Here is a 21778-nt window from a genome sequence, read left to right as displayed (position 1 = left end):
AAATTATTTCAATGGTGTCCAATGGCCTCCAACGGCTATGCTAGAGTGGATCCAAATAACTTACTGTATCGCCGGTATACGTCTTCTCAAAAGGAATGGGGGCATTTGACATAACCGGACAGGCCACGCTGGGGCTCTATGCGCTATTTGCTGATTTTATTATTGTGCGGGCTGCCGATGCTCGCCGGCGCCGTCGAGTTCAACCAGAGCACTCGAAGCCTGCCGCTGGGCCGGGTCATGCAAGTGCTCGAAGACCCCTCCGACGCCCTCACCATCGCCCAAGTCAGTTCCCCCGCTTACGCCGCCCAGTTCAGGACCCATGACAAAGCCACCCTTAATGCCGGCTATTCGCGCTCGGTGTTCTGGCTCAAGGTCGACCTGCATTACACCGCCACTGAGGCCCGCGCCCCGCGCACCTGGTTCCTGGAACTGGCGTACCCACCGCTGAACCGGCTGGACCTGTACCAGAACGATGGTACCGGCAACTTCCGGCTGACCACTCGCACCGGCAGCGCGTTGCCGTTTGCCAGCCGTGAAGTGCGCCAGAGCAACTACCTGTTCAAGCTCAACTTTGTGCCCGACCAGCATCAAACGGTGTACCTGCGCCTGCAAAGCCAAGGCTCTATTCAGGCTCCGTTGACGCTCTGGTCTGCCACGGCCTACATGGAAGAGCAGCCGCTGCGCCTGTATGTGCTGGGCGCAATCTACGGTGTGTTGCTGGGAATGCTGGTCTACAACCTGTTCATCTACCTGAGCGTGCGTGACACCAGCTACCTGTATTACATCCTCTATATCGCCTCGTTCGGCCTGTACCAACTGTCGGTCAATGGCGTGGCCGTGGAGTACTTCTGGCCCAACAACCCCTGGTGGGCGAATGCGGCGGTGCCGTTCTTGATCGGGTCGGCGGCGCTGTTTGGCAGCCTGTTTGCGCGCAGCTTCCTGCACACCGCGCAGCACAGCCGCTGGCTCGACCGGATATTGCTGGCGCTGGCGGCCGGCGGCGCGGCGGTGATGGTGTTGGCGCTGCTGACCAGCTACGCCGTGGCCCTGCGCCTGGCCACCGGTTTGGCGCTGGTGTTTACCGTGACCATCTTCGTCGCCGCCATCAAGGCCTGGTATTGCGGCCAGCGTATGGCGCGCTACTTCATCATCGCCTGGTCGGCGTTCCTGCTCGGTGGGGTGGTCAACACCCTGATGGTGTTGGGCTACTTGCCCAATATGTTCCTCACCATGTACGCCAGCCAGCTTGGCTCGGCGATTGAAGTGGCGCTGCTGTCCCTGGCCCTGGCCGACCGCATCAACGGCATGCGCGAGCAGCAGGCGCAGATCCTGTTCGACGCCAGCCAGAAGCTCGAAGTGCTCAACCAGCAATTGGCCCGCAGTAACCGTCTCAAGGACGAATTCCTCGCCACCCTGACCCACGAATTGCGCACCCCGATGAACGGCGTGATCGGCTCCTTGGAGCTGATGCAAACCGTACCGCTGGACGATGACCTGGCGCAGTACCAGCAAACCGCCGCCGGCTCGGCGCGGGACATGATGCGCATGGTCAACGGGATTCTCACCCTGACCGAACTGCAAGCCGGGCGCCTGAGCGCCCAGCCCCAAGTGTTCAGCCTGCGTGGCGCCCTCGACACCTTGCGACAGCAGTTCAGTGCCAGTGCGCAGAGCAAAGGCTTGGAGTTTTCCATCGACGTGGCGGATGAACTGCCGGACCGGGTGATCGGCGACGCCGACAAGCTGATCCAGTGCCTGGACTGCCTGCTCGACAACGCCTTCAAATTTACCCACAAAGGCGCCGTGCGCGTGCGTGTGGTGGGTGTTCCACACAGTGATGGCAGCTTGCGCCTGAGCTTTATCGTGACCGACAGCGGGATCGGCTTTGCTTTCCTTGACGAGGCCACGCTGTACCAACGCTTCTTCCAGCTCGACGGCTCGACCACCCGCGAATATGGCGGCATGGGCATCGGCCTGGCGATTTGCCGGCAGCTGATCGAACTGCTCGGTGGGCGCCTGACCCATCATTCCGAACCGCGCAAGGGCAGCCGCTTCCAGTTGGAGGTGAGCGTGAACCCGGTGCCGCCCGAGCCCAAGGCGGCGACCCACGGGCCCTTCACGCAACGTGCGCCCCACGAGTGCACGGTGCTGTTGGTGGACGACAACAGCGTGGGCCAATTGGCAGTGCGTGGCATGTTGCTCAAGTTGGGCTACCGGGTGAAAGCGGTGGATAACGGCCCGTCCGCGCTGGCGATGTTGCAGAGTGAACCCTTCGATGCGGTGTTGTTGGATGTGCCTGAAGGCGGTTTCTCGTTGTGCTGTCAGATACGAGCGTTGCCGGGCTGTGGCGAACTGCCGGTGATCGCCCTGAGTACGTCACTGAATGTGTCGGAGCGTGAGCGCTGCCATGGCATCGGTATCACTGATCGGCTGGCCAAACCCGTGCGTTTCGACGCGTTGCAAGCCGTGCTGGAGCGGCGCTTGCTGTGCCCGCTCGAGGGCGAAAGCGCCGAGCTTTAGGCGGCTATGCCACTTTTTTAACGCCGATGACGGTGCTTAACTGAAATTCAGGCCTCAACTGCACGCGGCCTTTTTTCAGGAGCCCCGTCATGAACCTGCACCCGTTCGCCGAAACCCACGACGTCACCAATCAGCCACCGTCCTTGGACGGCACTAACCTGTACCGCATCGACTTGCCCTTGCAAGACTGGTCGCGCCGCTTCGGCGCCGGCTGGGCCGAAGCGCGTATCGAGGCTTATGGGGCGCTGGCGGGTGGGCCGCTGATGGAGGCCGGGTTCCTGGCGAACCAGAATAAACCGGTGTTCAACAGCCATGACCGTTATGGCCATCGCATCGATCGGGTGGAGTTTCACCCGGCTTACCACGATCTGATGCGCACCGCCGTTGAGCATGGTCTGCCGTCGTTGCCGTGGGCGCATCCGCAGTCCGGTGCCCACGTGGCCCGCGCCGCCATGACTTACCTGCACAGCCAGGCCGAAGCCGGCACCGGCTGCCCGCTGACCATGACTTTCGCCTGCGTACCGGCCCTGCGCCTGCAACCGGATCTGGCGCAGACTTGGCTGCCGAAAATCCTCACTACCGAATACGACCCGCGCAATGTCGGCATCGCCCACAAGGCTGGCGCCACCATCGGCATGGCCATGACCGAGAAACAGGGCGGCACCGACGTGCGCGCCAACACCACCCGTGCTTATCCCGTGGGCACGGGCGGCCCCGGGCAAGCCTATGAACTGGTGGGGCACAAGTGGTTCTGCTCGGCGCCGATGTGCGATGCGTTCCTCACGCTGGCGCAGACCGACAAAGGCCTGACCTGTTTCTTACTGCCACGGCACCGCCCGGATGACACGCGCAACGAGTTCTACATCCAGCGCCTGAAAAACAAACTCGGCAATTGCTCCAACGCCTCCAGCGAAGTGGAGTTTCGCGGCGCGCTGGCCTGGATGATCGGCGAAGAAGGCCGTGGCGTGCCGACCATTATCGAAATGGTCGCCATGACCCGCTTTGACTGCATGGTCGGCTCCAGCGCCTTGATGCGCCAGGCGCTGACCCAGGCCAGCCATCATTGTGCGCATCGCCTGGTCGGCGGGCGCATTCTCAACGAACAGCCGCTGATGCAAAACGTACTGGCCGACCTGGCCCTGGAAAGCGAGGCGTCCCTGGCCTTGAGCATGCGCATGGGCCGCGCGCTGGATCACCTCGATAACGAGCAGGAAGCCAAATTCGCCCGGCTGGTGACGGCGGTGGGCAAGTATTGGATCTGCAAACGCGCGCCGGCAATGATCAACGAAGCCGCCGAGTGCATGGGCGGTGCCGGGTATGTAGAGGACAGCATTCTGCCGCGCCTGTACCGTGAGGCGCCGGTGAATTCGACGTGGGAAGGCTCCGGCAACGTGCAGTGCCTGGACGTGCTGCGGGCGCTGTCCAAAGAGCCGGGTGTGCTGGAGGCGTTGTTTGTCGAACTGGGCGATGGGCAGGGCGACAAGCAACTGGCGCGGCATATCGAGCAGCTTAAGTCGGCGTTTATGGATACCCAGGATATTCAATACCGCGCGCGGCAACTGACCGAGGATATTGCCGTGGCGTTGCAGGCCAAGTTGTTGCTGGAGGCCGGGAACGCGGCGGTCAGTGATGGGTTTATTGCCAGCCGCTTGGGTGAGTCGTCCGGCCGGGTGTATGGCACCTTGCCGCGAGGTGTCGATGTGGAGGCGATCGTCGCCCGTTCCACGCCCCATATTTCTGAATAAACACGGTTCAAAATGTGGGAGCTGGTTTGCCTGCGATAGCGTGTCACCCACATCGCGGGCAAGCCCGGCTCCCACAGGGATTGCACGCCTCTTGAGAAAAGTACTCCAATTCAAAGTTTGCGTCTGGCCGGGATACAGGCAAGATAAAGGCCTGCAAGTCAGAACACAGGATGCTTACCGTGACCGAAGCTTTTGTTGTCGTTCAAACCGCCGAAGAAGCCGTGGACCGGCTGGCGGCTCTTCATGAGCGTGCTACCGGCGCGCTCAATCAAGCCCTCAAGCAATACCTCAAGGACCGCGTCGAACCTGATGCCGCACAACGCGCACTGTTTCGCTACCCGGAGCTGCGCCTGACCTACCACTGCCACGGCGAAGTCCCACAGACCACTCGGGCGTATGCCAAGGTCCAATTGCCGGGCACCTACAGCGTCACCGTCACTCATCCGGCCGCGTTCCGTAAGTATCTGCTGGAGCAATTGGTGCCGCTGATGCACGACTTCACCGTGACGGTGGAAGTCGGCGTGAGCCAACAGAACATCCCGTACCCGTACGTGGTGGAGCAGGGCGACGAACTGGCCGGTTCCGGCGTGACCGCCGCGACCCTGGCCCGCGTGTTCCCCAGCACCGACCTGTCCGCCGCCACCGACGGCATTGCCGATGGCCTCTACGACTGGGAAAACACCGACCCGCTGCCGCTGGCGCTGTTCGATGCGGCCCGCGTGGACTTTTCCCTGCGCCGCCTGGTGCACTACACCGGCAGCGACTGGCGCCATGTGCAGCCGTGGATTTTGCTGACCAACTACCACCGCTATGTCGACCAGTTCATCTTGCATGGCCTGGAGCAGTTGCGCAGTGACCCACGGTTTATCCGCATGGTGCTGCCGGGCAACGTGATCATCGACAAAAGCATGGACCACGGCGAAGCCTCGGCGATTGCTGCCGGTGTGGTCTGGCACCGTTACCAGATGCCGGCCTACCACCTGCAGGCCACCGACGGCCACGGCGTGACACTGGTGAATATTGGCGTCGGCCCGTCCAACGCCAAGAACATCACCGACCACCTGGCCGTGCTGCGCCCGCATTGCTGGCTGATGATCGGCCACTGTGGCGGCCTGCGCCAATCTCAGACCATCGGCGACTATGTATTGGCCCACGCCTACATGCGCCGCGACGGGATTCTCGACCGCGTAGTGCCGCCGAACATCCCGATCCCGGCCCTGGCCGAAGTGCAGATGGCCTTGCAGCAAGCGGCGGCCAACGTCACCGGCGAAAAAGGCGAAGAGCTGAAAAAGCGCCTGCGCACTGGCACCGTGTTGACCTACGACGACCGTAACTGGGAACTGCGTTGGGCCCAGGAACGCCCGCTGATCAACCTGTCCCGCGCCGTGGCCGTGGACATGGAAAGCGGCACCATCGCCGCCCAGGGTTACCGCCTGCGCGTGCCGTACGGCACCTTGTTGTGCGTATCGGACAAACCGCTGCACAGCGAGATCAAGCTGCCGGGTTCGGCCAACGCGTTCTATGAGCGTGCGGTCAGCCAGCACTTGAAGATCGGCATCGAGGCGGTGGATTTGTTGCGCACCGAACTCAACTCGCTGCACTCGCGCAAACTGCGCAGCTTCGACGAGCCGCCGTTCCGCTAAGCGGTTGGGATGGTTATTTAGCGGTCAGGCCACTAGCATTGTCGGTCCTGACCGTTAGATGTTCCTTTGCCATGTCCCGTCCCACCCGTCCCGATTCGCGCCGCCCTGGCGTGAAACCTCCGCATTCTGCCGCGCGTCGCGTTGCCAAGGCGCCTCCGGCCGAGCCGAAATTGGTCCTGTTCAATAAACCCTTCGACGTGCTGACCCAGTTCAGCGACGAAGGCGGGCGCGCGACCCTCAAGGACTTTATCGACATCCCCGGCATTTACCCGGCCGGCCGCCTGGACCGTGACAGCGAAGGCTTGTTGCTGCTGACCAACGACGGCCAGCTACAGGCGCGGATTGCCGACCCCAAGCACAAACTGGCGAAAACCTACTGGGTGCAAGTCGAAGGCGAGCCGAGCGAAGAGCAACTGCAACGCCTGCGTGACGGCGTGGAGCTTAACGACGGCATGACCTTGCCCGCCGAGGCCCGGCAGTTGGACGAGCCTGAGTTATGGCCGCGCAACCCGCCGGTGCGCTTTCGCAAAAGTGTGCCGACGCATTGGCTGGAGTTGGTGATTCGTGAGGGGCGTAACCGCCAAGTACGGCGCATGACGGCGGCGGTGGGTTTACCGACCTTGCGTCTGGTGCGCGTGCGAATTGGTGACTGGTCGATTGATGGCCTGGACCAAGGCCAATGGAAGGAAGTGCCGGCGCGGTTATAGGGCGCCGGACTCGATCAGGCCGATCACCACGCTCTTGATGATGAACGCGGCCACGCCCAGGCCCAGCACGAAGAACAGGATGAACGAGCCAAAGCGCCCGGCTTTGGATTTCTTCGCCAGGTCCCAGACGATAAAGCCCATGAAAATGATCAGGAGGGTGACCAGGCCGGTCATCATCCATTCTTCAAACAGGGCGGGGTCGATGTTGTTCATGGGTTTTTTCCGACAAAGGCAGGCGGGCAAGTATACGGCAGCGTCACAGACGCAACATTGACCTGGGTCTTGACGCGGTCAATGTGGGAGCTGGCTTGTCGGATCGCCGCACCGCTGCGATGGCATCAACTGGGGCTGGCTGACACCCCGAGTTGTCTACATCGCAGGCAAGCCAGCTCCCACAGTTGATCTTCAGTGCTCTTGAGATCAGGTCCGCAGGTGCGTCAGCGGCAGCTCGGTGCTGTTGAGCACCTGGTTGAGCACAAAGCTCGAGCGCACGCTGGTCACGCCTTCAATACGGGTCAAATGCCCCAGCAGCAGTTTCTGGTAGTGGTCCATGTCCGGCACCACCACTTTCAACTGATAGTCAGCATCCATCCCGGTCACCAAACTGCACTCCAGCACTTGCGGAAGGGTGCGGATGGCGGCCTCGAAGTTCTCGAAACGCTCGGGTGTGTGGCGGTCCATGCCGATCAGCACATAAGCCGTGAGGCTCAGGCCGAGCATCTTGCGGTCGAGCAAGGCGACCTGGCGCGCGATGTAGCCGTCGTCTTCCAGCTGCTTGACCCGGCGTGAGCAGGGCGACGGTGACAGGCCGATGCGCTCGGCCAACTCCTGGTTGGAGATCCTCGCGTCGCGCTGCAATTCCGCCAAAATACTCAGATCGTATCGGTCAAGCTTGCTCATTGGGTTGGCCTTTGTCGTAACTATTGCGGTGAATTATCTATGAAGGGTTAAAAATTGCGCAAGCACTGTTTATTGACGCAATCTTCGCAATCATCTGTCGGCACGCCGAGCCTATGATTACCAACAGAATCACCGCCTGGACAACAGTCCACTTACAGCGAGCCCAATCAGGCCCGCTGCGGCCGCCGCCCCAACAGGGTTGAGCCGGCCTCCAGGCTGCACACTGTCCACAAGACGGCGTGAGGTGAGCCAACGTCAAAAGCGTTGAGCACGGACGAAATTCTCAAGGGGTGGCCGACGGGTCACCCCTTTTCTTTTGTGTGCGTTTTTTACCTACGAAAATAACGCTCGTGACTGATAACCTCTCTCAGAACCGGGCGGGGCTTTTCCAGTCTCATCTATGAGGCCGGACGTTCTAGGCCCTTATCCGCAGTGAGGAATAGCATGAAGCGCATCTGGCGTATGGCAGGTGTAGGTTTGCTGATGATGAGCGTCGGCACGCAAGTATTGGCCGACGACCCGCGCTCTGAAGGGGGCGGTCAGCATGAAAGAGGTCCCGAAGGCGGACGGCAAGGTAGCGAACAGCCGCGCCCGCAAAATAACCAACCACGGCCGCAGAACAATCAACCGCGCCCGCAGAACCAGCACGTTGACACAACCGCCAGAACAATCAACCGCGCCCGCAGAACCAGCACGTTGATCGCGCCGAGCAACAGCCGCACGGCGGCGGGCAGTGGCAAGGCCGCCCGCAAGGTGCCGAGCAGACCCGGCCAGCGCCTGCGCCTGCGAATAACCTGCCGATCCAAGGTCGCCCGGACACCGTGCGCCAGACCCAAGAACCGCGCCAGGGTTACTACCGCGACATCCCGCGACGCAACGACGGCAACCCGCATTGGGAGGCCGACGGCCCAGGTTCGCGCCCGGGTAATAACGGTGGCGGCTTCAACAATGGCCACCCCAATGACAACCACTGGCCAGGTCGCCCGAATGGGCATGGCAATGGCTGGGGCCCTGGCCCGCAATACCGTCCGGGCTACATGGTCGACCGTTTCCCCGACCGCAATTACCGCGTGCCTTACCGTGGCCAGGATTATTTCTTTTCCGGCGGCTACTGGTATCGCCCGCAAGGCCCGCGCTATGAGGTGGTGACGCCGCCATACGGCATCCGCGTGCAATACCTGCCCGACTACGCGCGGGAAGTGTGGGTGGGCAGCGCGCTGTTCTTCCTCGCGGCCGGTTCGTATTACACCTATGAAAACGCCACTCAGCAGTACGTGGTGGTGCAACCACCGACAGAAGTGCCGACGCCCCAGCCCGCGCCGCAAGGCAACGGTTATGACGTAGTGGCCTACCCGGCCAACGGCCAATCACCGGCTCAAGTGCAGCAGGACGGCTACGATTGTTATCGCTGGGCGGTGCAACAAAGTGGTTTCGACCCACGCACCGTCACCTACGCCCCGGACCCTGCGGTGGTGCAAACCTACCGTCAGGCCCAGGGCAACTGCCTCACCAGTCGTGGGTATCAGGTGCATGGGCACGCTTGCCCCTTGTGGCTGATCCGCAGGATCCGCATGCACCAGCACTTCGGCGCGCGGGTAGGCCTTGTGAATGGCATCGGCGGCCTGATCGCTGATGCCGTGGGCCACTGACAGCGACAATTCCCCCGGCAATTCCAGGTGCAACTGCACAAACCAGTGGCTGCCGGAAATGCGCGTGCGCAAATCATGCGCACCCAACACGCCCGGCACACTCTGCGCCAGTTCGAGCATGTGCTGGCTCACGTCCGGCGGCAGCTCCTCATCCATCAACACCGCAAAGCTTTCCCGGGCGATCTGGATGGCGCTCCATAGGATGTAGGCGGCAATCCCCAGGCCGAACCATGGGTCTACCTGATGGAAACCAAACGCTGCCAACACCAGCGCTATCAGGATGCTGCCGTTGAGCAGCAAATCCGAGCGGTAATGCAGCGAGTCCGCGCGCACCGCGTTGGAGCCGGTTTCGCGGATCACCCGGTGTTGCAGCATCAGCAGCGCCACGGTCATCACCAGCGAAAACACAATCACACCGATGCTCAGCCACGGCGCGCCGACCGGTTCCGGATGCTGCAAACGTTGGTACGCCTGGTACGCGATCAACGCCGCACTGCCGGCGATAAACAGCGCCTGGGCCATGCCTGCCAGTGATTCAGCCTTGCCATGCCCATAGCGGTGGTCATCATCAGCCGGGCGCAGCGCGTAATGCACCGCGAGCAAATTCAGCAGCGAGGTCACGCCGTCGAGCAGCGAGTCGGTCAACCCGGCGAGCATGCTCACCGAGCCACTGAGCCACCAGGCGATGGCCTTGGTGATAATCAGCGCAGAGGCCACGCCCACGGAGGCGCGGGTGGCCAGGCGCAAGAGCCTGGCGTGTTCGGGACTGGTCATAAACGGTCCTTAAGCGGCGGGTTGCAGGCCCAGGGACGCGAGTTGTTGCACGCTGCCCTTGAACTGGATCATGCGCGGGTCGTCCAGCGGCAGGGTGCGGCCGGTTTCCTTCTGGATGATGGTTTGCAGCTTGGCGTTGTCGACTTTGCCGTCGGCGCCGATGGCTTCGCGCAGTTTCTCGGGGGCGACTTGGGCGGTCTTGCCCGGCTCGAAATAGATGGCGCCGGTGGCGAAGTCCACGCCAAACGCGATCAGGCCCGGGATCACATAGAACAGCAGGCCCACGGCGTCGAGCACGGCAATGGTCGGGTCGATCTTGCCGTCGATCTGGCCCCGGCGGTCCGGGTAGAAAATCGAACCGCAGGCGGTCAGTTGGCTCAGCAGGCTGACGGCGAGGACACCGCCGATGACACGGGAAGCGATACGCATGAAAATCTCCTGAACACGGTTGATACGGGACTATATGACAATTCTGTGGAGCGTCGCCGCTCTAATGTGGGAGCTGGCTTGACGTGTATCAGTGCCACATTGGCTGGCTGACCCACCGCTATCGCAGGCATGCCAGCTCCCACCGTTGACTGCATTCACAGCCCAAGCCGGTGCAGGTGTTGAGACCAACACCGGCATCCGGCAGTTCGCCGTTATACTCGCCGCTCTGCTTTGGAGCCAGTATGAATTCGTTGCCAATCGATGATGTTTTACCCGCCTTGCGTGACGCCTTGGCGATTCGCCATGAAGCCGTGCTGGAAGCGCCGCCTGGCGCCGGTAAAACCACCCGCGTGCCCTTGGCCTTATTAAACGAGCCGTGGCTGGCCGGGCAGACCATCCTGATGCTCGAACCTCGGCGCCTGGCCGCACGCGCCGCCGCCGAACGCCTGGCCAGTGAGCTGGGTGAAAAGGTCGGTGAAACCGTCGGTTATCGCATCCGCCTCGACAGCAAGGTCGGCCCCAACACGCGCATCGAAGTGGTCACCGAAGGCATCCTCACCCGCCGCTTGCAGGACGACCCGGCGTTGGACGGCGTGGGCCTGTTGATCTTCGACGAGTTCCACGAGCGCAGCCTCGACGCCGACCTGGCGCTGGCCCTGAGCCTCAACGGCCGCGACCTGTTTCGCGATGAACAACCGCTGAAAATCCTGCTGATGTCCGCCACCCTCGAAGGCGAGCGCCTGTCCGGCCTGCTGGATGACGCGCCGATTTTGCGCAGCGAAGGGCGCATGTTCCCGGTGCAGATGCGCTGGGGCCGGCCGTATCAGGCCGGTGAGTTTATCGAGCCGCGCGTAGTGCAAACTATCCTCGACGCCGTGCATGACGAGACCGGCAGCATTCTGGTGTTTCTGCCTGGGCAGGCGGAGATTCGCCGCGTTAACCAGCAGTTGGTCGACGCCTTGGGTGATCGGCCCGATGTGCTGCTGTGCCCGTTGCATGGCGAGTTGGACCTCAATGCGCAACGCGCCGCCATCGACCCGGCACCGGCCGGCAAACGCAAAGTGGTGCTGGCCACCAACATCGCCGAGACCAGCCTGACCATCAATGGCGTGCGCGTGGTCATCGACGCCGGGTTAGCGCGGGTGCCGCGTTTCGACCCCGGCAGCGGCATGACCCGCCTCGACACTCAGCGTATCTCTCGCGCCAGCGCCACCCAGCGCGCCGGTCGGGCAGGGCGCCTGGAGCCCGGCGTGTGTTATCGGTTGTGGTCCGAGGACCAACATGAAGGCTTGGCGGCCTACGGCAGCGCGGAAATCCTCGCCGCCGACCTCGCCGGCTTGGCCTTGCAACTGGCGCGCTGGGGCGTCACGCCCACGCAGCTGGTGTGGCTGGACGTGCCGCCGACTGCCGCGTATGCCCAGGCCCAGGATTTGCTGGTGCGCCTCGGCGCTTTGAATGACGACAAACTCACAGCCCATGGCCAGAAGATGGCCGAGCTGCCGGCGCATCCGCGTATTGCCCACCTGTTGCTGCGCGGGCAGGACTTGGGGCTGGCGGCGACTGCCTGTGATGTCGCCGCGCTGTTGGGTGAGCGCGACATCATGCGCGGTGGCGGCGCGGATTTGCACAGCCGCTTGGCGCTGATGTCCGGCGAAGAGCGCGCGCGTGGCACCCAAGGTGGCGTGCAACGAGCCAAGCAACTGGCTCGGCAATACCGTGGCTATTTAAGAGGTCACGCGACTCAGTCCGTCGCCGACCCGGACCACCCACGCTGGCTCGGCGCCTTGCTCGCGCTGGCCTACCCGGACCGCGTCGCCCAGCAACGTCGCCCCGGTGGCGCCGAATACCGCCTGGCCAACGGCCGCGCCGCGCTGTTCGCCGAGGCCGACAGCCTGATGAAACAACCCTGGTTGGTCATCGCCGACCTCGGCAGCCGCCAGGGCCAGCGCGAAGAACGCATCTACCTCGCGGCTGATTTTGATCCAGCGTTGTTCGATAACGTACTCGCCGAGCAGGTGCGCAATGTCGACCAATTGGACTGGGATGAGCGTGAAGGCGTACTGCGCGCTGAACGCCAGCGCAAAGTCGGCGAACTGGTGCTGAGCCGTGAACCATTGACTGGGCTGGACGAGTCCGCACGCAGCCAGGCGCTGGTGAACCTGGTGCGCCGCAAAGGCCTGGAGCTGCTGCCGTGGACGCCTGAACTGCGCCAATGGCAGGCCCGCGTCATGCTGCTGCGCCAGCTGGACGCCGGCAAAACCAGCGAATGGCCAGATATCAGCGACAAAGCCTTGCTCGCCAGCCTGGAGCACTGGCTGATGCCCTACTTGGGCAAAGTCTCGCGCCTGAGCCATTTCGCCAACCTGGATATCTCCAGTTTCCTGCACAACCTGCTGCCGTGGCCGCTGCCCCAGCGCCTTGACGAGCTGGCGCCGCAGCATGTGAAAGTGCCGTCTGGCTCCTCGGTGCGCCTGGACTACAGCGAGCAGCCGCCGATTCTGGCGGTGCGCTTGCAGGAATTGTTCGGGCTGGCGGACACGCCGCGTATTGCCGGTGGGCGTCAGGTGGTGAAGTTGCACCTGCTGTCCCCGGCGCGACGGCCGGTGCAGGTGACGCAGGATCTGGCAAACTTCTGGCGCAGCACGTATGCCGAGGTGAAGAAGGATTTGAAGGGGCGGTATCCGAAGCACTATTGGCCGGATGACCCGTTGGTGGCGGAGGCGACGGCGAGGATCAAACCCCGCAAATAGCCACGACAAAGAACAACTGTGGGAGCTGGCTTGCCTGCGATGCAGACGATGCGGTTTTTCAGTTACACCGCGGCGATGCTATCGCAGGCAAGCCAGCTCCCACACAAGCCAGCTCCTACATAGATTTTGTGGTGTTGGTTATTGCGCAGCCGGCAGCAGAAACCGCGCAATCACCGGCAAATGATTGGAGATACGCAACGTATCCGCCTGCCGCACCTTCGCCTCCACCCGCTTGATCCGTGGGCTGTAAAACAGGTAATCCAACGTACGATCCGGGCCTTCCAGGCTCGGGTCATTCGGGAAGTTCGTCAGCCATTTCTCACGGTCAATCCCGCTGGACTCACTGTTACTCGGGATCATCGGGTATTTATCCCACAACAAATGCAGCTCACTGTCCGGCGAATACTGCCCGCGCTTACTGGCATCCAGGCGCAGGAACTGCCCCAGTGGCAGCAAGTTGAAACTCCCGCCGATCAGCCAGGGCGTGCCACGGCCTTCGAACTTGTCCAGCAACTTCACCGTGGCCTTCGCTTGCTCCTGCACTGCTGAGCGCCCCGGCACGTCGCCATCCAGGCGGGTATTGAGCACGGCCAGTTGGCCGCCATCGCTCAGTGGCAGGTAGGTCAGCAACAAGGCAGGCTTGGGTTGGAACTGGCGGCTGATGAAGTTGGCCGGGGACACCGGCAGTTGCAGGCGTTCGGCGTGTTCGATCTGGTAGCGGCTGAGGGTCACCAATTTGCGGCCGACGCTGCCGAAGATATGCAGGTCTGGCACAAAGTCGGCTTTCCAGTCGAAGGCCTGGGCGCTGCACGGGTAGAGGTCGACCAGGCGTTCCTGCAGCAGTGCGATTTGGTCCTGGTAATGCGACGGTTTGGCGTTTTCGTCGAGCTCCTGCAACAGCAGGATGTCGGGTTGTTCGTCGCGGATCACCCGCGCCACTTCGTCCAGGCTTGAGGCCATGTCTTCCACGGTGGGGCGGTCGTCCGGGCCGCTGCCGTTGGCGGTGTCGTACCTGAACACGTAGTTCTTGCCGGCCAGGTATTGCACGTTCCAGGTCATGACCTTGAGCGCCTGCCCGGGCAGCAAGGTCGGCGCACGGGGCGCGACGCAGCTCACGGGCAGGGTTTCTTTGTCGGCGGGGCGCCAGGTCAGGCTGTAGATCAGGGCCGTGAGCAGGGCCGCGATGATCAACAGGCTAAACAGGGTGATGCGCAATAAACGGGTCATCGGCTCGGCTTATGGCGTTTCAGGAGTGGCAGGAGCATATCACCGCGCGTCGGCATCGCCACCGATCAGCATGAATAAACGGAATAGCACCACGCTGGTAAACAGTTGCAGGAAGCTGTGGGCGCTGTCGATCAGTACGCCCAGCAGCGGCGCAGGATCAGGGTAGGCCGCTACGCTGGCGCCTTTGAGCAGCCACAGTGGCGTCATCACGCACAGCAGGCACACCAGGATTCGCCAGAAATGCCCACGGGTCAGGCGAAAGCTTTCCTTCATTGCCTCCAGCGCCGGCATGCCGCGCAGCACCAATAGGTATTCGGCAAACGCCAGCACCACCATCAGCCACAGGCCCGGCAGGAAATACAGCGACAGGCCCAACAGAATCAGCAATGTGCTGAGTGCCGTCAGCAGGGCGTAACGTGGCCACAGGGCCAAGGCCATGGCCCACACAGCTTTAGTGCTTGGCGACTCGCCACGGGTACGTGCATCGAGAAACAGGATCAGCGCGCCGGTGTACAGCGGGTACACCAACAACCCCACGATGACGCTGTAACCGGGGAAGGCATCCGGGCCGAGCGTGTGGTCGAGCACTTGCTGCAGCAGGGCTTCGAGGATCACCAACGGCAGGCACAGCTGGACGATGGCGCCCAGGTTGCGTTGGGTGAAACGGAAGGAGTCGCGCAATACGTCTAACGGATTCATCAGGTTCATCACAGGCCTAAAAGCAAGGCCCACACTTTAACCGATCATGACTAGCCGTAAGCAAACGTAAACCTTGCGTAAAGACCATTGAAACGTCTGGTAACAGCCCCATAACTAGCGCGTAGCTCGCTTGAGTACAGGCGGGCCCATGATTTTTACCGGCAATCTAACGAGGTCGCCATGAACAGCGAAGAGCAAACCCTGATCGATGGACTGTTTTCACGGTTGCAGCAAGCCGAAACGGACTCAGCCCCCCGCGACGCCCTGGCCGAAGCGCGGATCAAGGAGCACATGACTCGCCAACCGGCCGCCGGGTATTACATGACCCAGTCGATCCTGGTGCAAGAGCACGCGATCAAAAGCCTCGACGCGCAGAATAAGCAACAGGCGCAGCAGATCCAGCAGTTGCAGGACGAGTTGCAGCAGGCCAAATCACAAACTGCGCAGCCTGCACCGAGCAGCGGCGGGTTTCTGTCGAGCATCTTTGGCGGCGGCGGTTCTCGCGATTCGCAGCCCGCACAAAGCGCCCCGCCTTCATCGGGTGGCTGGCGTGAACCGGCGCGGCCTCAGTTTGGCCAGCCTGCGCCGCAGCAGCAGAACTACGGCGCCCCGCAGCAGAATTACCAGCAACCACCCGCAGCGCCCATTGGCAGCGGCTTCCTCGGTGGCGCGCTGAAAACCGCCGCTGGCGTGGCCGGTGGTGTGATGCTAGCCGAAGGCATCAGCAGCTTGTTCAACCACAACTCGCAACAGCCGCAAGTGGTGGAAGAAATCATCCGCGAAGAGCCGGCGCCCGCCAGTGACAACAGCAGCGGCGGCAACGATGACCAGCAGTTTGCCGGCAATGACAATTGGGGCAGCGACAACTCCGACAGCTTCGCCGACAACGACTATGCCGACGATTCCTCCTCTTTTGGCGACGACGATTCCTTCGTCTGACCCGCACTCAACCGGGGCGCTTCGTCGCCCCGGGCTGATTTTTCGCTGAAACTTTCCCATGGCTGGCATACTGGCGCCTTTCCGGGCGCTGGCGCCTGGCTGTCATGAGGAAGTGCGGTGAAGAAAATTGCGGTGTTCGCCGATGTACAAAACCTCTACTACACCGTGCGCCAGGCCTACGGCTGCCACTTCAACTATGCGGCCCTGTGGGCTGACATCAGTTCGCGCGGCCAGATCGTCGAGGCCTATGCCTATGCCATCGACCGCGGCGACAGCAAGCAGCAGCAATTCCAGCAGATCCTGCGCAACCTGGGCTTTACGGTAAAACTCAAACCGTACATTCAGCGCGCCGACGGCTCGGCCAAGGGCGACTGGGACGTGGGCATCACCCTCGACATCATGGACGCCGCCGACCACGTCGACGAAGTGGTGCTGGCCTCCGGCGACGGTGATTTCGACATGCTGCTCGACCGCATCATCCAAAAGCATGGCGTCGAAGCCGTGGCCTACGGCGTGCCGGGGCTAACGGCCAACTCACTGATACGCGCGGCCAGCCGCTACGTGCCGATCGAAGGCGCGCTGCTGCTCAAATAAGCGCGGTGGCTCAATAAATTGTTAGACGGAGTTGGAACAGGTTTGGAACGTATAGCGGTCATCGACTTTGAAACCACCGGCATCACCCCGAGCAACCACTGCCGGGCCACGGAAATCGCGGTGGTTATCCTCGAGCGTGGCCAAATCGTGGACCGCTACCAGAGCCTGATGAATGCAGGCGTGCGCGTGCCGGGCTTTATCGAGCAACTCACCGGCATCAGCAACGCCATGTTGCGCAGCGCGCCACCGGCCGAGCGGGTGATGAACGAAGTCAACGAATTCGTCGGCACCACGCCACTGCTGGCGCACAACGCCGCGTTCGACCAGAAGTTCTGGGACTTCGAACTGGGCCTGATCCGCCGCACCCGTCTGCAAAAATTCGCCTGCTCTCTGTTATTGGCCCGTCGCCTGATGCCGGCGGCGCCGAACCACAAGCTCGGCACCCTCAACAGCTACGCCCAACTGCCCCACACCGGCAAGGCTCACCGGGCGATGGCGGATGCGGAAATGGCGGCCAACCTCACGGCGCACCTGGCCGAGCAATTGCGCGGTACGCATGGGTTGCGCGAACTGTCCCACGACCTGCTGTGCACCTTGCAGAAAGTGCCGGCGGCGAAGATCAATGAACACCTGAAGAAGCATCGCGGGTTCTAAACCTTGCGATGATCGTTCCCACGCTCTGCGTGGGAACGCCTCCTGTGACGCTCCGCGTCACGACTTCAAGAGCGTCCAGGGCGGCATTCCCACGCAGAGCGTGGGAACGATCGTTCAGCCACCATTTTTCCCGTTCCCCTCCAACTGCCCCAGGGTTCTAAACCTTGCGATGATCGTTCCCACGCTCTGCGTGGGAACGCCTCCTGTGACGCTCCGCGTCACGACTTCAAGAGCGTCCAGGGCGGCATTCCCACGCAGAGCGTGGGAACGATCGTTCAGCCACCATTTTTCCCGTTCCCCTCCAACTGCCCCAACGGCACCCGTCGCTCTATCGCGCTTGAGAGGATGATCGAGGTCTTGCTGAACCCAAACTTCGCGATCCGATTAATCAAATTCTCCAATTCCGGCATCGAGCCCACCGCCGCCTGCATGATCACGCATGGGTCGCCCGTCACCCGGTGGCACTCGGTCAGCTCGGGGATTTCAGCCAGGGCGTCGTACACCTTCTGGCTGCCATGGTTGGTCAGCCTCAGTTCGATGACGCACTGGATCGGCAAGCCGATTTTGGACAGGTCCACCTTGGCCTGATACCCGGTGATCACGCCGCTGGCCTCAAGCTTGGCCACGCGTTCAGCCACGGCGGGGGCGGAGAGGTTTACGGTGCGAGCCAGTTCGGCGTAGGACGCGCGGCCATCCTTGAGCAGGGCGCTGAGGAGCATGCGGTCGTATTTGTCCATGATAAGGCTCCATTTGCGCGTGGCTTTCGAATACACGGGTTATAGCGTTCATAACCATGTTTTGAAAAGTGTATGGGCGCTTTAAACAGGTTTTGTAACTTAAGTTTATCGGGCTGCCTTTCTAGAATAAGCCTCCAATTTCCTGCCGCAGAGCTACCCAATGCCTGGCCCACGTCGCTTTCCCTTGCCGTTGATCGCCGCTTTTTTTGCGCTGTATGTGATCTGGGGTTCTACCTACCTGGTGATTCGAATCGGTGTTGAGTACTGGCCGCCGCTGATGCTGGGCGGGATTCGATTCCTGGTGGCGGGGTTGGCCATGTATGGCTTTTTGCGCTGGCGCGGCGCACCTGCGCCGACATGGGTGCAGTGGAAGGCCGCCGCCAAGATCGGCGTTTTGCTGCTGACCTTTGGTAATGGCGCGGTGACGGTGGCCGAGCACACGGGCGTTGCCTCGGGTGTGGCCGCACTGGCGGTGGCGACGGTGCCGTTGTTCACCTTGTTGTGCGGCTATTTCTGGGGCGCGCGCAATACCCGCCTGGAGTGGGCCGGGGTGGTGCTGGGGATTATCGGCATTGCCATGCTCAACATGGGCTCAAACCTGCAATCGAGCCCAACCGGTGCGATGTTGTTGCTGTTTGCCGCGGCCTCCTGGGCCTTCGGCTCGGTGTGGAGCCGGCATTTGCCGCTGCCGCCGGGCGCCATGGCCAGCGCGGCCGAGATGATCATTGCCGGTGTCTTGTTGCTGGTGGGCAGTGCACTGACCGGTGAGCGACTGCATTCCATCCCGCCGATTGAGGGCTGGCTCGCTTTGGCGTATCTGGCCGTGTTCGGCTCGATCATCGCCTTCAATGCTTATATGTATTTGCTCAAGCATGTGCGCCCGGCGGCAGCGACCAGTTATGCCTATGTGAACCCTGCGGTGGCGGTGTTGTTGGGGATTGTGTTCGTCGGCGAGACCATCGGCATGGAAGAAGCCTTGGCCATGCTGGTGATCATCAGCGCGGTGCTATTGATCAGCCTGCCTCAGTGGCGCAAGCCCAAGCCCAAGCCGGAAATAAGGTAAACTGCGGCGCAATTGCGACTTGCGCTGAATTTTTCCTACGGTAAACACATGACTTTCGCCACCCTTGGCCTGATCGAACCCTTGCTGCGCGCCCTTGAGACGCTTGGCTACCAGACCCCGACGCCGGTGCAGGCGCAAGCCATTCCGGCGGTGCTGGCCGGTCGCGACCTGATGGCCGCGGCCCAGACCGGCACCGGCAAGACCGCAGGTTTCGCCCTGCCGCTCCTGCAATTGCTGACGATGGAAGGGCCGAAAGTCGCCGCCAACTCGGCGCGTGCGCTGATCCTGTGCCCGACCCGCGAGCTGGCCGAGCAGGTTCACGCCAGCGTCGCCGAATACGCCCAACACCTGCCGCTGACCACTTACGCCGTGTACGGCGGCGTGAGCATCAACCCGCAGATGATGAAGCTGCGCAAGGGCGTCGACATTCTGGTCGCCACGCCTGGCCGCCTGATCGACCTGTTCCGCCAGAACGCGCTGAAACTCAACCAGCTGCAAACCCTGGTGCTGGACGAAGCCGACCGCATGCTCGACCTGGGCTTCTCGGAAGAACTGGCGAACATCTACCGCATGCTGCCGAAAAAGCGCCAGACCTTGCTGTTCTCCGCGACCTTCTCCGATGAAATCCGCCTGCTGGCCGGGCAGATGCTCAACGACCCGCTGACCGTCGAAGTCAGCCCGCGCAACGTCGCCGCAAACACTGTGAAGCAGTGGGTGGTGCCGGTGGACAAGAAGCGCAAGGCGGAGCTGTTTGTGCACCTGATGCGCAAAGGCCGCTGGAAGCAGGTGCTGGTCTTCGCCAAGACCCGTAACGGCGTGGATGCGCTGGTAGATAAGTTGCAGGGCCTGGGCATCAATGCCGACGGCATCCACGGCGACAAACCCCAAGCGACCCGCCAGCGCGCACTGGACCGCTTCAAATCCAGCGACGTTCAGATTCTGGTGGCCACCGACGTGGCGGCCCGTGGTTTGGACATTGAAGACTTGCCGATGGTGGTCAACTTTGACTTGCCGATCGTGGCTGAGGACTACATCCACCGTATCGGCCGTACTGGCCGCGCGGGCAACACCGGCGAGGCAATTTCGCTGGTGTGCGCCGATGAGGTGAACATGCTGTCGGCCATCGAGATGCTCACGCGTCAGACACTGACCCGCAAGATGGAGCCGGACTTTGAGCCTGAGCACCGCGTGCCGGACACCGATGCCAGTGGGCAAGTGGTGAAGAAGCCGAAAAAACCGAAGAAACCTAAGGCGTCCGGTGGCGGCGGTAAGCGCAATTTGGGTAAGTGGGTGGACAGTGGCGAAGTGGCGCCGTCGGAACCGTCGATTAAACCGGTGCGTAAAGTGCCTGTTTTTAATACGGGGCCACGTAAGAAGAAGTAAGTTTTTCGTTAATTAACGAAGGCTTGGCGAGCTAGTGGGGGCGGATTGAGCGTTATCAACAAACGGCGGAACATTTACCGGGGTTGATAACGCCTTAAAGGCGTTCTATTGCTGAGTGGGTCGAGGCCAGCCACTCTAGAACGCTTCGCCCGGCCGCCCGCCCGCTGGCAAAACACCCCGTCAGCAAATACCCGCCTGTCGGCGCTTCCCAATCCAGCATCTCCCCGGCACAAAACACGCCGGGCAATTGCTTGAGCATCAACCGCTCATCCAGTGCCTCAAATGGCACACCACCCGCCGTGCTGATTGCCTCATCCATCGGCCGTGTCTTCACCAGTGTCAGCGGCAGCGCCTTGATGTCCACCGCCAACTGCGCCGGATCATTGAAGTGCTCGGCGGGCGCCAGTTCACGCAACAGCGCCGCCTTCACCCCATCCAACCCCAACTGACTGTGCAAGTGCTTGCTCATTGAGCGTGAGCCACGCGCCTTGGCCAATGCTGCCTGGACTTTATCCAGCGGCTTGCTCGGCAGCAGGTCGATATGCACCGTGGCCGAGCCGTTGCGGTTGATCGTTTCACGAATCGGCGCCGACAGTGCGTAGATCAAACTGCCCTCGATCCCGGTGGCCGTGACCACACATTCCCCCAGCCGAGGTTTGTCATCCGCCAGGCCAATGGCGACGTTTTTCAACGGCGCCCCGGCGAATTTGCTCACCATCAATTCGCTCCAGGCCGACACCTCGAAGCCGCAATTGCTCGGTTGCAGTGGGGTGTAGGGCACGCCTTTGTCTTCCAGCACTTTGAGCCAGGCGCCGTCGGAGCCCAGACGCGACCAGCTGCCGCCGCCCAACGCCAGCAACACGGCATCGCTGTGCACAGTTTTTTCGCCGTCCGGGCTGTGGATAAGTAAACCGCCGTCTGCTGTCCAGCCCAGCCAGCGATGCCGGGTGTGGATAACCACGCCTTGATCGCGCAGGCGCTTGAGCCAGGCGCGCAGCAGCGGGGCGGCTTTCATGTCGGTAGGAAAGACGCGCCCAGAGGTGCCGACAAAGGTTTGAATGCCCAAACCATGAATCCACTCGCACAACGCTTCGGCGCCAAACGTGCGCAGCAACGGCGCCATCTGCGGTGCGCGTTCGGCGTAGCGCGACAGAAAGGCCGGGTACGCTTCGGAGTGGGTAATGTTCATGCCGCCCACGCCCGCCAGCAGGAATTTGCGCCCCACTGACGGCATGCCGTCATACAGCTCCACCCGCACGCCCGCCTGGCTCAAGACTTCAGCGGCCATCAGCCCGGCGGGGCCGCCGCCGATGATAGTGACGTGATGAGCAGGGTGCTGAGGCATGGGCAAGGCTACGGTCGCTGAAT

At 62.1% G+C, this 21778-nt stretch carries 17 protein-coding genes and 2 pseudogenes; 11 read left to right on the top strand and 8 right to left on the bottom strand.

Translation table 11 applies throughout. The features are described 5' to 3' along the window. The first annotated feature begins 138 nt into the window (after positions 1-138). From GJU48_RS21155 to GJU48_RS21140, 4 genes are all read left to right on the top strand, one after another. Entirely contained in the window at positions 139-2517 is a 2379-nt protein-coding gene (locus tag GJU48_RS21155) for a hybrid sensor histidine kinase/response regulator (protein ID WP_094951270.1), read from the top strand. Positions 2518-2606: 89 nt separating this feature from the next. Further along, complete coding sequence (locus GJU48_RS21150; protein WP_094951271.1) at positions 2607-4262, top strand: acyl-CoA dehydrogenase family protein; 1656 nt, start codon at positions 2607-2609, stop codon at positions 4260-4262. A gap of 170 nt (positions 4263-4432) precedes the next feature. Beyond that, the gene (gene amn, locus GJU48_RS21145; RefSeq protein ID WP_164487962.1) at positions 4433-5905 is read left to right on the top strand and encodes an AMP nucleosidase; all 1473 of its coding nucleotides are present in this window, start codon (positions 4433-4435) and stop codon (positions 5903-5905) included. Between the two features lie 71 nt (positions 5906-5976). Beyond that, positions 5977-6612 carry a pseudouridine synthase gene (locus tag GJU48_RS21140; protein ID WP_094951273.1) on the top strand — a complete coding sequence of 212 codons (636 nt, stop codon included), beginning with the start codon at positions 5977-5979 and terminating at the stop codon, positions 6610-6612. Here the strand turns inward: GJU48_RS21140 and GJU48_RS21135 are convergent. Next, entirely contained in the window at positions 6607-6816 is a 210-nt protein-coding gene (locus tag GJU48_RS21135) for a DUF2788 domain-containing protein (protein WP_025858220.1), read from the bottom strand. The two genes, GJU48_RS21140 and GJU48_RS21135, sit on opposite strands and share 6 nt — an antisense overlap. A gap of 216 nt (positions 6817-7032) precedes the next feature. Then, positions 7033-7512: an Lrp/AsnC family transcriptional regulator gene (locus tag GJU48_RS21130; protein WP_003194418.1), complete on the bottom strand. Its 480-nt coding sequence runs from the start codon at positions 7510-7512 to the stop codon at positions 7033-7035. 444 nt (positions 7513-7956) lie between these two features. Here GJU48_RS21130 and GJU48_RS21125 point away from each other — a divergent pair. Continuing rightward, positions 7957-9041 (top strand): annotated as a pseudogene (locus GJU48_RS21125) (DUF6515 family protein); the annotation flags it as partial. A gap of 15 nt (positions 9042-9056) precedes the next feature. Here GJU48_RS21125 and GJU48_RS21120 read toward each other — a convergent pair. Both GJU48_RS21120 and GJU48_RS21115 read right to left on the bottom strand, forming a co-directional pair. Then, a pseudogene (locus GJU48_RS21120) lies at positions 9057-9935 on the bottom strand (cation diffusion facilitator family transporter); the annotation flags it as partial. Positions 9936-9944: 9 nt separating this feature from the next. Continuing rightward, positions 9945-10364, bottom strand: a complete 420-nt coding sequence (locus GJU48_RS21115; RefSeq protein ID WP_094951276.1) for a polyribonucleotide nucleotidyltransferase — start codon at positions 10362-10364, stop codon at positions 9945-9947. A gap of 242 nt (positions 10365-10606) precedes the next feature. Between GJU48_RS21115 and hrpB the strand changes: the two genes are divergently transcribed. After that, a complete protein-coding gene (gene hrpB / locus GJU48_RS21110) occupies positions 10607-13114 on the top strand; it encodes an ATP-dependent helicase HrpB (protein WP_094953630.1) in 2508 nt (835 codons plus the stop codon). A gap of 138 nt (positions 13115-13252) precedes the next feature. Here hrpB and GJU48_RS21105 read toward each other — a convergent pair whose 3' ends face one another. Continuing rightward, positions 13253-14341: an endonuclease/exonuclease/phosphatase family protein gene (locus GJU48_RS21105; RefSeq protein WP_094953631.1), complete on the bottom strand. Its 1089-nt coding sequence runs from the start codon at positions 14339-14341 to the stop codon at positions 13253-13255. Between the two features lie 39 nt (positions 14342-14380). Further along, positions 14381-15040 carry a YciC family protein gene (locus GJU48_RS21100; RefSeq protein WP_094953638.1) on the bottom strand — a complete coding sequence of 220 codons (660 nt, stop codon included), beginning with the start codon at positions 15038-15040 and terminating at the stop codon, positions 14381-14383. Positions 15041-15220: 180 nt separating this feature from the next. On the opposite strand from GJU48_RS21100, the gene GJU48_RS21095 reads away from it, so the two are divergent. The 3 genes from GJU48_RS21095 (at position 15221) to GJU48_RS21085 (ending at position 17227) form a co-directional block, all read left to right on the top strand. After that, complete coding sequence (locus GJU48_RS21095; RefSeq protein WP_094953632.1) at positions 15221-15979, top strand: DUF2076 domain-containing protein; 759 nt, start codon at positions 15221-15223, stop codon at positions 15977-15979. A 117-nt stretch (positions 15980-16096) separates the two neighbouring features. Next, positions 16097-16573 (top strand): LabA-like NYN domain-containing protein, encoded by a 477-nt coding sequence (locus GJU48_RS21090; protein WP_083356641.1) that lies wholly within the window; start codon positions 16097-16099, stop codon positions 16571-16573. 42 nt (positions 16574-16615) lie between these two features. Beyond that, a complete protein-coding gene (locus tag GJU48_RS21085) occupies positions 16616-17227 on the top strand; it encodes a 3'-5' exonuclease (RefSeq protein ID WP_094953633.1) in 612 nt (203 codons plus the stop codon). Positions 17228-17502: 275 nt separating this feature from the next. Here GJU48_RS21085 and GJU48_RS21080 read toward each other — a convergent pair whose 3' ends face one another. Further along, the gene (locus tag GJU48_RS21080; protein ID WP_094953634.1) at positions 17503-17964 is read right to left on the bottom strand and encodes an Lrp/AsnC family transcriptional regulator; all 462 of its coding nucleotides are present in this window, start codon (positions 17962-17964) and stop codon (positions 17503-17505) included. A gap of 160 nt (positions 17965-18124) precedes the next feature. On the opposite strand from GJU48_RS21080, the gene yedA reads away from it, so the two are divergent. Next, positions 18125-19027, top strand: a complete 903-nt coding sequence (yedA, locus tag GJU48_RS21075) for a drug/metabolite exporter YedA (protein WP_094953635.1) — start codon at positions 18125-18127, stop codon at positions 19025-19027. A 48-nt stretch (positions 19028-19075) separates the two neighbouring features. Further along, a complete protein-coding gene (locus GJU48_RS21070; RefSeq protein ID WP_094953636.1) occupies positions 19076-20410 on the top strand; it encodes a DEAD/DEAH box helicase in 1335 nt (444 codons plus the stop codon). A gap of 94 nt (positions 20411-20504) precedes the next feature. Here GJU48_RS21070 and GJU48_RS21065 read toward each other — a convergent pair whose 3' ends face one another. Beyond that, positions 20505-21755 carry a TIGR03862 family flavoprotein gene (locus GJU48_RS21065; RefSeq protein ID WP_094951658.1) on the bottom strand — a complete coding sequence of 417 codons (1251 nt, stop codon included), beginning with the start codon at positions 21753-21755 and terminating at the stop codon, positions 20505-20507. Positions 21756-21778 lie beyond the last annotated feature (23 nt).

Source organism: Pseudomonas sp. IB20, assembly GCF_009707325.1.
In the GTDB taxonomy this organism is placed as follows: Bacteria; Pseudomonadota; Gammaproteobacteria; order Pseudomonadales; family Pseudomonadaceae; genus Aquipseudomonas.
The sequence above is the reverse complement of the archived record's forward strand: the minus strand, read 5'-3'. Positions and strand labels throughout refer to the sequence as shown.